Genomic DNA, 7,845 nt, shown 5'->3' with positions numbered 1-7,845 from the left:
TTGCGGAACGCCGCCTCGACATCACCGAGCTCGACGAAGTGCTTCTCCATGAGCTGGACGATGACTTCCGTGTCCGTCTCCGAGAGGAACGGGACATCAAGCGTCTTCTTGATGATTTCGTCGTTCTCGATCACGCCGTTGTGCACGAGCGTAAAGCGTCCTGTCGTACTTTGGTGCGGGTGGGCGTTCGGTACGCTCGGTACCCCGTGTGTCGCCCAACGTGTGTGGCCGATTCCAATCGTGCCGTCTACTTCTGCTGGGATGATTTCGCGTAGCGCAGCGATGCGACCGACTTCTTTGTGAACGTTGACATTTTCATGCATCAACGCAAGACCTGCCGAGTCATAACCACGGTACTCGAGTTTTTCAAGACCTTTGAGAAGGACTTCCTTCGCTCCGGTATTCCCAATCATTCCTACAATTCCACACATAAACAAATCTCCTCTATTCTTCGATTTCTCGAAAAAGGAAACGGGCTTTTTCTAAGAGCTGTCAACACACACTTCTTTGTCCGTCCGGTCACCCGGGCGTTTTAAAAGCGTGCTTTTCGTCGTGACAGGCGACGAGGAGGCATCCGCCGAAAACTCGATAACCTCCAACCTCGTCAACTCCGCAGAGTTCTGGCGCTTGTTCGTACTCTTGTGTCCTTCCGTTTCCAAGGTCACGCTCTTAATAGTACAAATCACACCCCCATTCGTCAAGAAGAACCATTGTTTTCTCGATGACAAAACGGAAACAAAAAGGGAATCCAACGTTGGATTCCCTTGTGTTATTCCCGGTTTCTGAAAAATTATCCTTCTACGCCGTAATCTTCACGCACGACTTGTGCGATTTTTTCAACGTAGAGATCGCACTCTTCCGCTGTCGGCGCTTCTGCCATGACACGGACGAGTGGCTCTGTTCCAGATGCACGGACGAGAATCCGACCGTTCCCAGCCATTTCCGCTTCCGCTTCTTGAATCGTCGCGAGCACACGCTCTCCATTCATTGCATCATTCTTATTCGTCACACGAATGTTGACGAGCTTTTGCGGATAAACCGGCATCTCAGCTGCCAATTCAGAAAGTTTACGACCTGTCGACTTGACGATTTCCGCCAATTGGACGCCTGATAACATCCCATCACCCGTTGTCGAGTGATCGAGGAAAATCAAGTGACCCGACTGTTCGCCACCGAGTGTGTATTGATGTTTCTTCATTTCTTCTACAACGTAACGGTCTCCAACTGCTGTTTGAAGCGCCGTCATGCCCGCTTCTTCTACAGCTTTATGGAAGCCAAGGTTACTCATGACCGTCGCGACAATTGTGTTGTCTTTCAAACGACCTTTTTCACTCAAGTATTTCCCGCAGATGTACATGATTTTGTCTCCATCCACGATATCACCGTTCTCATCAATCGCAATCAAACGGTCTCCATCACCATCAAAGGCAAGACCCATATCCGCTCCTTTTTCACGAACGAACTCAGCCAAGTGCTCAGGGTGTGTCGAGCCGACACCTTCGTTGATGTTCAACCCGTTCGGCGAGTTTCCGATTGTCGACACGTTCGCCTCAAGGTCAGCGAAGAGACGCGCTGCAAGACCACTTGTTGCACCATGCGCACAGTCAAGCGCGATGTGAAGGCCATCAAAGTCCTCTTCTACAGTCTGTTTCAACATTTGAAGATACTTTTGTGCACCTTCATAATAATCTGAAACGAAACCGAGGTCTTTTCCAGTCGGACGTGGGAGTGTATCTTCTGCAGCGTCCAAAATGTCTTCGATTTCTTGCTCGGTTGCGTCATCTAATTTGAAACCATCGCTACCGAAGAATTTGATGCCGTTGTCTGCCACGGGGTTATGCGATGCCGAGATCATGACTCCCGCTGTCGCATCTAATGACTTCGTCAAGTAAGCGACCCCAGGTGTCGAAATGACACCGAGACGCATGACTTCTGCACCGATCGAAAGAAGACCCGCAATCAATGCCCCCTCTAACATATGTCCTGAGATTCGTGTGTCACGACCAATCAAGACTTTTGGCTGTTCGCCTTCTGGCAAATGTTTCGAGAGCACGTAGCCACCCGCACGACCTAAACGATATGCTAATTCCGCAGTCAACTCAGAGTTCGCAACACCGCGAACTCCATCTGTTCCAAAATATTTACCCATAAGATTAAATCCTCACTTTTGTATGATTGAACATCTTTATTGAATGGAAGATGTTTCTGTTTCTTCATCGACGCTCGTCAATTGAACATCGATTGTTTTCGGCGAAATGACAGTCACGCCTTTTGGTACTTCATAATCTACATCTACCGCGTGTGTCCCACTCGGTAAACCTGTTAAATCTAAGGTTACATTGACACTGTTCGAGGAGATGTTCTCTAGAAGGGATCGTTTTCCAGACAACGTCACACTGACGACTTCTTGCGTTTGAACCGTGTAATTTGTCCGGTCATATCCACGAACATTGACAGGAACCGTCAATCGAATCCGTTCCGTCAATTCACCCGTGTCATCTTTCGACTCGTCGTTCGGACGAATCAACACTTGGACTTCGACTTCTTTTTTACCGAGAGATGTCGCTCCTTCTGGAAGGCGGAGGGTGGCATTTAACTTTTCAGACTTTGTTAAGTCATCCAGCTCAATCGGTTCCGTCTCGATTGTTTCGAGTGCATCGAGCACTTCTTTTGGTGCAAAGACACGGACTTCCGTCTCACTTAACAACGTATCGACTAGTCGGAAGTCATCCGCCACTTCTCCGCTCGTAACGACCTCGATTGGGATCATCGCACTTTGATCATAAATCGGTACGGTGACATTGATGATATTCGGGTCGACCGACACGTTCAATGGGTTTCCATTCGCATCTAAAATAGTCGGGGGAATTTCTCGTGTAAACGTCTGACTTTGATTCGCAACGTCTACATTCAATGTAATTTCTTTGACGTTTTGAATCCGACTTGCGCCTCCCGTGACTTTCACAGTAGACGGTTCGATTTCGACATCACCAGCTACTTTCCCGTCCGGTAACTGATCTTTGTTTAATAAGTTGACAGATACCGGCACTTCAATCGTTTGCTTCCGGTCAATATAGATTTCGACAGTCTCTCGGTCTAACTTGACGTTGACGTCGCCACCGAATCCTCGTGCCTCGACCGGAACACGGTGAAAGCCCGTCCCGAGGTTCGTCAAGTCGACGAATACCTGATAATCTTTCACCAATTTGGTCATCGTTAAACTACTGGACGGACCTTGAAGCTCAACGCCCATCTCTTCCGGTACATTATATGCGACATACTGCACCTCATCAAAAAACACTTCGACCGGCACATCGAGCGTCATGGAACTCTGTCCGACAATCGGCAGCGCGCTCGACGCATTGTTTGAAGAACTGGTCTCAGCGACCATTAAGTATAAAAGGACGGCTAAAGCAAGTGCGATGAAGCGGAGAAACCATTTATGTTGTAACCACTGATCAATCACTTACTTATCCCCTCCTTTTTTACCGAAGAACGAGAGGGTCGCCTCTTTTTCTTCGATGACGAGTTCTTGAATTAATTTGTTACGCAGCGCTTCTTCATCCAATTCGCGATACAGACGCCCTGCAATCGCAAGGGAGACCGCTCCCGTTTCTTCTGAGACGGTAAGGGTGACACTGTCTGTCACTTCACTGACGCCGATGGCTGCACGGTGACGTGTCCCGAGCGCTTTATCGATGTGTGGGCTTTCAGAGAGCGGTAAATAACAAGCTGCCGCTGCAATCTTCCCGTCCTGAATAATCATCGCTCCATCATGAAGCGGCGTGTTTGGAATGAATAAGTTAATAATCAACTGAGACGTAATATGTGAGTCCATCCGAATGCCTGTCTCGACATATTCATTGAGTCCCGTATCGCGTTCGATGGCAATCAATGCACCGATTCGCCGTTTGGACATATACTGTGCAGAACTGACGATTGCTTCAATCATTTGTCGTTGTTGCTCTTCGTCACTCGTTCCCGTACGTCCGAATAAATTGCTCGTTCGTCCGAGATGTTCAAGACCACGTCTCAACTCAGGTTGAAAGATGATGATGATCCCAAGAAGACCATACGTAATCACCTGATTTAGCAAGAACTGGAGCGTCTTCAATCCGAAGAAACCGCTCAAGAACCAACTGACCAGGATGATCGAGATCCCTTTGATTAACTGAACTGCTTTTGTCCCACGTACAATCATCATTAACTTATAAATCACGTACGTGACGACGACGATATCTAAAACATCATTCAAATAATCGTACCAATGTACGTTTTCTGAAAGATTTAAAAATGAGAAAAATGATACTTGTTCAAGTAGCGGCAAATGCTCCCCTCCTTAACTACCTAGCTAAATCGTGCAAGTTTCATTATATCATCAATTCTGTCTAGACGCATTGCGTCACTTCAAAACGAAACCAGATTGAAACGAAAAAAAGACGCTAGATGCGTCTTTAGAATAGTTGTTTCATCGAGTACCAAATCCACTCGAACATTTGGTCAATTTGTTCAAGCTCACCTGTCACTTGACCGGCACTGGCTAAATACGCACGACCATTCACAGCGGTCGCGTCACCTTTGACCGTTCCTTCGATTCGTAAATCGCCACCTTGAACGGTGATATCCTTCTCGACCGTTACACCGGCTGGCACAATGACTTCGTTCTCTGACACGACAACCCCTGGTACTTTTGTATAGGTCATCGTCTCAGATGCACTGTTCCAGAGTCCAAGTGTCGCGCTAGACATTAGACTGAAGAACAGGACCGCCGCGATTAAAGCCGGGTGTCGTTGTAGCCAAGCGATTTGTTTCGAGTGCGGTTTTCGTTCTTTTCGGATTGGTTTTGATAACGGAACGACCGTATCGGGTGCTTTTTGTACAGGTGCTTCAGGCAAAGCGGCCATCACACGTGCAGTAAAATCGGCTGATAACTTTGGACGAGGCAATGCTTTCAGTTCTGCGTCGATTCGTTCATATTGTAGATACGACTTGTATAATTCATCGTCTTCTAACAATTGACGCAATTCGTCAGATTCTTCGGGCAAAACGCCATCTTCCAAATATTGTTGTACTTTTTCTTCAGGAGTCAATTGAACCCCTCCCTATTTTGAAAGATTGTTTTTAACATTTCTCTTCCCCGGAAGATCCTTGTTTTAACCGTTGCGACCGGCATGTCGATCATCACGCTGATTTCTTTTAATGACAAATCATCCACATACTTTAGGAGTAAAGGAATACGATATTTGTCGGGGAGTTGCTTGATCGCTTCATGCATCTCACTTCGAATTTCGCGATGAACCACTTGGGCATCGGGTTGGGGCGCTTCATCAGCTAAGTGGTCTTGATAGGTCAAACCGTCTGTACCTGCAATTTCGGCATCCATCGAATACTCCGGTTTTCGTTTCCTCAATCGATCGATGGCAACGTTCGTTGTGATTCGATAGAGCCACGTTTTGAACTTATATTGTGCGTCATACGTATCGATTCGTGTATACGCACGAATGAACGCTTCTTGGGCAGCGTCTTCCGCTTCGCCACGATCATACAAAATTTTATAGGCGATTGCAAAGACACCATCCTTGTATAGTTCTACCAGTTCGGCAAACGAATCGTGATTCCCCGCCCTCAATTCATCTACCAAACGGGTGGTCAGCCGTTCCATCAATCCACTTCCCCTCTCCGCTACACATGCGGTCATTTCTATATACGTCTCATGATTCAAATGGTTTCATTAAAAATAAAAAAAGTTTCCATCCCCATTGTAGCAAACGGGTTTGGAAACTGTAAGGAAATCAGACTGTCTCGCCTTCCAATAACAGGTTTTCTTTTGATTTTATAATCGTTTCGCACAGACGATACGCTAAATTTGCCGTCATATCTTCTCGGTCTAACATCGGATTCAATTCAACGAGTTCGACAGCAATCAAATCATCGGCTTTCATGGCTTCTGTTAAAATCGCTTTGGCCTCGACTTCTGTCAGACCACCATCAACCGGTGTCCCAGTGCCAGGTACAAGTGATGCATCTAAGCTATCCATATCAAAACTGATATAGAAACGATTGACGCGTTCACGTAGATAATTCAATGCTTCTTGCATGATGATATCCACACCACGCGTTCGCACTTCTTCTACAGTGATGACTTTGATGCCAAGTCGATTAATCTCGTTCATTTCCCCTTCATCGATATCACGAAGTGCGATGTATACTAAATGCTCCGGTGATAGCTTCGGCTCACGTCCGCCTACCTCTGTCAGACGAACATCACCCATGCCCATCGCAGCCGCAAGTGGCATTCCATGAATGTTACCGGATGGTGAAGTTTCTCCTGTATTCAAGTCAGCATGGGCATCTACCCAGATGACACCGTATGGTCCTGTTTGAGCCAACCCAGCGAGTGTACCGATTGCCATACTATGATCGCCCCCAACGATCAATGGGAATCGATTTGCTGTAATCTCACGATGCACAACTTCCGCTAATTCGGTGACTGTGTGTAGGACACCATCGACTCGCTTCAAGTGTTCCTCATTTTCACGAATTTCAGATTCCGGTAACACGCGTATCTTATGTTTGACCGTTTCCGATGGCAGGAGTGCCTCCATCCCTAATTCGTTTAATTTTGCTGGTCCTTGGTCAACCCCGAGTTTCCCTTGACCGTATCGCAGCGGTACATGAATATATGACCATTGCATTGCCATTCCCCCTTTGAACGCTTGATAACTAAATTGTAAACGCTATCATTCGTTTGGTTCAACTCGGCAATAAAATGAATAAACATACAAAAAGGCAACCTGAATGGTGGCAGGTTGCCTTTCTCTGTACTCTCATTTGAATGGTTCATGGTTTTAGGCAAAAAAAAACTTAAGTCATTACTAACTTAAGAAACAAACATATGGTGGAGCCTAGCGGGATCGAACCGCTGACCTCCTGCGTGCAAGGCAGGCGCTCTCCCAGCTGAGCTAAGGCCCCGAAACAGGGATAAGAATATGGAGCGGAAGACGGGATTCGAACCCGCGACCCCGACCTTGGCAAGGTCGTATTCTACCACTGAACTACTTCCGCAAAAAATGGTGAGCCATGCAGGGCTCGAACCTGCGACCCTCTGATTAAAAGTCAGATGCTCTACCAACTGAGCTAATGGCTCAAACCTGGTGGGGGGGGGCGGATTCGAACCGCCGAACCCGAAGGAGCGGATTTACAGTCCGCCGCGTTTAGCCACTTCGCTACCCCCCCGAGGAGTGCCGGCGAAAGGATTCGAACCCTCGACCCTCTGATTACAAGTCAGATGCTCTACCAACTGAGCTACACCGGCATATATATAGGTTTGATGTAATACATAAAAATGGTGGAGGATGACGGGATCGAACCGCCGACCCCCTGCTTGTAAGGCAGGTGCTCTCCCAGCTGAGCTAATCCTCCATATTGGTGACCCGTACGGGATTCGAACCCGTGTTACCGCCGTGAAAGGGCGGTGTCTTAACCGCTTGACCAACGGGCCTAAATTGGCTCCGCAAGTAGGATTTGAACCTACGACCTACCGGTTAACAGCCGGTTGCTCTACCACTGAGCTATTGCGGAACGATCTTGCCTGGCAACGTCCTATCCTCACAGGGGGAGATCCCCCAACTACTTTCGGCGCTGAAACGCTTAACTTCTGTGTTCGGCATGGGAACAGGTGTGGCCGTCTCGCTATCGCCACCAGACAAAATGAATATTAACACCACGTCATACGCATGTCAATAATGTTTAGGGTTTGTTCCCTGAAAACTGAGGATTCATCAACACAAACCATTAGACTAGATCAAAGCCTCGACCGATTAGTATCATTCAGCTCCACGTGTC

At 47.4% G+C, this 7,845-nt stretch carries 6 protein-coding genes, 8 tRNA genes, 1 rRNA gene and 1 pseudogene; all 16 read right to left on the bottom strand.

The window, feature by feature from the left end; translation table 11 throughout:
- Positions 1 to 431 (bottom strand): annotated as a pseudogene (locus KNO92_RS14560) (glutamine--fructose-6-phosphate transaminase (isomerizing)); the annotation flags it as partial.
- 359 nt (positions 432 to 790) lie between these two features.
- A complete protein-coding gene (gene glmM / locus KNO92_RS14555; protein ID WP_214697357.1) occupies positions 791 to 2,149 on the bottom strand; it encodes a phosphoglucosamine mutase in 1,359 nt (452 codons plus the stop codon).
- Positions 2,150 to 2,185: 36 nt separating this feature from the next.
- Complete coding sequence (locus KNO92_RS14550; RefSeq protein WP_214697360.1) at positions 2,186 to 3,466, bottom strand: CdaR family protein; 1,281 nt, start codon at positions 3,464 to 3,466, stop codon at positions 2,186 to 2,188.
- Positions 3,467 to 4,327: a diadenylate cyclase CdaA gene (cdaA, locus tag KNO92_RS14545; RefSeq protein ID WP_214697362.1), complete on the bottom strand. Its 861-nt coding sequence runs from the start codon at positions 4,325 to 4,327 to the stop codon at positions 3,467 to 3,469.
- Positions 4,328 to 4,454: 127 nt separating this feature from the next.
- On the bottom strand, positions 4,455 to 5,090 hold the full coding sequence (locus KNO92_RS14540; RefSeq protein WP_214697364.1) for an RseA family anti-sigma factor: 636 nt from the start codon (positions 5,088 to 5,090) through the stop codon (positions 4,455 to 4,457).
- Positions 5,087 to 5,662, bottom strand: a complete 576-nt coding sequence (gene sigW, locus KNO92_RS14535) for an RNA polymerase sigma factor SigW (protein WP_012727640.1) — start codon at positions 5,660 to 5,662, stop codon at positions 5,087 to 5,089. Before sigW ends, KNO92_RS14540 begins: the two co-directional genes overlap by 4 nt.
- Before the next feature lie 130 nt (positions 5,663 to 5,792).
- Complete coding sequence (gene rocF / locus KNO92_RS14530) at positions 5,793 to 6,695, bottom strand: arginase (RefSeq protein ID WP_214697366.1); 903 nt, start codon at positions 6,693 to 6,695, stop codon at positions 5,793 to 5,795.
- A gap of 201 nt (positions 6,696 to 6,896) precedes the next feature.
- Positions 6,897 to 6,972 (bottom strand) — tRNA-Ala (locus KNO92_RS14525).
- An 18-nt stretch (positions 6,973 to 6,990) separates the two neighbouring features.
- Positions 6,991 to 7,065 (bottom strand) — tRNA-Gly (locus KNO92_RS14520).
- Between the two features lie 6 nt (positions 7,066 to 7,071).
- Positions 7,072 to 7,147: transfer RNA gene (locus tag KNO92_RS14515), tRNA-Lys, on the bottom strand.
- Positions 7,148 to 7,152: 5 nt separating this feature from the next.
- A tRNA-Tyr gene (locus tag KNO92_RS14510) sits at positions 7,153 to 7,236 on the bottom strand.
- A gap of 6 nt (positions 7,237 to 7,242) precedes the next feature.
- A tRNA-Thr gene (locus KNO92_RS14505) sits at positions 7,243 to 7,315 on the bottom strand.
- Between the two features lie 31 nt (positions 7,316 to 7,346).
- Positions 7,347 to 7,422 (bottom strand) — tRNA-Val (locus KNO92_RS14500).
- Between the two features lie 4 nt (positions 7,423 to 7,426).
- Positions 7,427 to 7,501, bottom strand: a tRNA-Glu gene (locus KNO92_RS14495).
- Between the two features lie 5 nt (positions 7,502 to 7,506).
- A tRNA-Asn gene (locus KNO92_RS14490) sits at positions 7,507 to 7,581 on the bottom strand.
- 8 nt (positions 7,582 to 7,589) lie between these two features.
- Positions 7,590 to 7,706 (bottom strand): 5S ribosomal RNA (gene rrf, locus KNO92_RS14485).
- Positions 7,707 to 7,845: the final 139 nt, after the last annotated feature.

Origin of the sequence: Exiguobacterium sp. s129 (assembly GCF_018617585.1) — a bacterium.
Lineage (GTDB): Bacteria > Bacillota > Bacilli > Exiguobacteriales > Exiguobacteriaceae > Exiguobacterium > Exiguobacterium aestuarii_A.
Note: the sequence above shows the minus strand (reverse complement) of the source record. Positions and strands in the feature narration are given on the sequence as shown.

Excerpts from the sequence above, each read along its gene's own strand:
- glmM (WP_214697357.1), bottom strand. The coding sequence starts at position 2,149 with ATGGGTAAATATTTTGGAACAGATGGAGTTCGCGGTGTTGCGAACTCT.
- rocF (WP_214697366.1), bottom strand. The coding sequence starts at position 6,695 with ATGCAATGGTCATATATTCATGTACCGCTGCGATACGGTCAAGGGAAA.
- sigW (WP_012727640.1), bottom strand. The coding sequence starts at position 5,662 with ATGGAACGGCTGACCACCCGTTTGGTAGATGAATTGAGGGCGGGGAAT.